2 protein-coding genes and 1 pseudogene are annotated in these 1593 nt (G+C 75.9%); 1 reads left to right on the top strand and 2 read right to left on the bottom strand.

Features of this window, described 5'->3' with window-relative positions; genetic code table 11:
* A pseudogene (locus ACWD4P_RS38160) lies at positions 1-368 on the bottom strand (type II secretion system F family protein); the annotation flags it as partial.
* Positions 365-1297 (bottom strand): type II secretion system F family protein, encoded by a 933-nt coding sequence (locus ACWD4P_RS38155; RefSeq protein WP_405782684.1) that lies wholly within the window; start codon positions 1295-1297, stop codon positions 365-367. The gene ACWD4P_RS38155 and the pseudogene ACWD4P_RS38160, both read right to left, overlap by 4 nt.
* A 203-nt stretch (positions 1298-1500) precedes the next feature.
* Between ACWD4P_RS38155 and ACWD4P_RS38150 the strand changes: the two genes are divergently transcribed.
* The coding region (locus tag ACWD4P_RS38150) for a DUF1707 domain-containing protein (RefSeq protein ID WP_449782812.1) at positions 1501-1593 on the top strand (93 nt) is incomplete at its 3' end.

Below are 1593 nucleotides of genomic sequence, written 5' to 3'. Positions count from 1 at the left end.
GCCAAGGGCAGTTGCCGAAGCGCCTGCGCGTGCGCGGCCTCCGAGGACGACGCCACGTCGGCCGCCGCACGGGCCCTTCGCCTCCACCGCCACACCCCGAACGCCGCGACCAGCCCCAGACCCAGCCCGGCCGCCCCGCCCACCAGCACGTATCCGGCACACATCGCCCCCATCGACGGCCCCCACCGGCCGACGGCGCCCCGCACATCCACACCCCGCCCCGCGGGCTTCTCAGCCACGCCCTCCAGCAGGGCGTTCAGCCTCCGCAGCAGCGCCCGTTCCCTGCGACGTACCGCCACCTCGTGCACGACCCACCCCAGGGCCGCCACGACGCACAGCACGAACCCGAGCCTGTGGACAACATTCATCGCTCCTCCGCTCCCCGTACGATCCGCAGCGCCCACCACAACCCCGCTCCCTCCAACACCCCGCCCACCAGCAGGCACCCGAACCCCGCACCGGTGTGCAACAGCACCCTCAACGGCCGCGCCCCGAGCACACCCCCCAGCAACAGCCCCAGAACGGGAAGCCCCGCGAGCATCACCGCCGTCGACCGCGACCCGGCCAACTGGGCCCGCAGATCCGCCCTTTGGTCCCGCTCGGCCCGCAGCGCGCCCGCGAGACGCTCCAGCCCGGCCGCGAGCCCCGCACCCCGATCCACCGCCACCCGCCAGCACGCCGCGAGCCCCAACAGCCCCTCGGCCCCCGGCTCCCGCGCCGCCTCCCGCAGGGCCCCCGGCACGTCCCCGCCGAACCGGGCAGCGGCCACCACCGCCCCATCACCGGCGCCCGAGCCGCCCACGCCCGCTCTCGTCTCCCCCTCCTCACGAACCGCCACGACCAGCGCCTCCCCCGGCTGCCGCCCCGCGCGCACCTCCCCCGCCAACACCCCGCACAGCGAGATCACCGCGTCCGCCCGACGCTCCCGCACCCGTCGCGCCTCCCGGTCCCTCCGCACCCGCGCCGCCAGAGGCACCCCCGCCGCGCCCACCACCAGCGGCACCACGGACGCCCCGAGGGCCGCGAGCACGGCCCCTACGACCAGCACCCACCACTCCCACCGCTCCCGCCACCGCTCCCAACCCTCACGCCACGCCTGCGTACCCCACGGCACACCGCCGCCGGTACCCAACAGCTCCCTCGCCCGTCGCACCTCACTCCGGTGCCCACCACCGGCAACCCAGACCGCGGCCCCGACGCAGACCAGAGCCGCACACCCTCCAGGCCCCACCCCGACCCCCACCGCCCCAACCCCAGTGCCAACCTCAGCCACAACAACCGCCCCCTCCACGGACATCACCCCTCACCAACCCGTGCCCCGCCCAAAGGCCCGGGCGCCGCCCAACCACCCCGACCAACCCGCCCCACTCCAATCCCCACACGCCTAACCCCCCTCCGCGAACTCCCCGAGCAACCCCCGCAACCGCCCCCACCCCCGCTCCCGTACGAACTCCCCCTCGCCCCACCGCAGCGCCGGCACCGTGACCACCCAAGGCGGAGCTGCGCGTCACCGACGCCGACCGCGAGACGGTCGCGGAGCTGCTGCGGGACGCCTACGCCGAGGGCTCCAGCCCCACCGTCCCCAAGAAGAAG

The organism is Kitasatospora sp. NPDC002543 (genome assembly GCF_053594915.1).
Note: the sequence above shows the minus strand (reverse complement) of the source record. Positions and strands in the feature narration are given on the sequence as shown.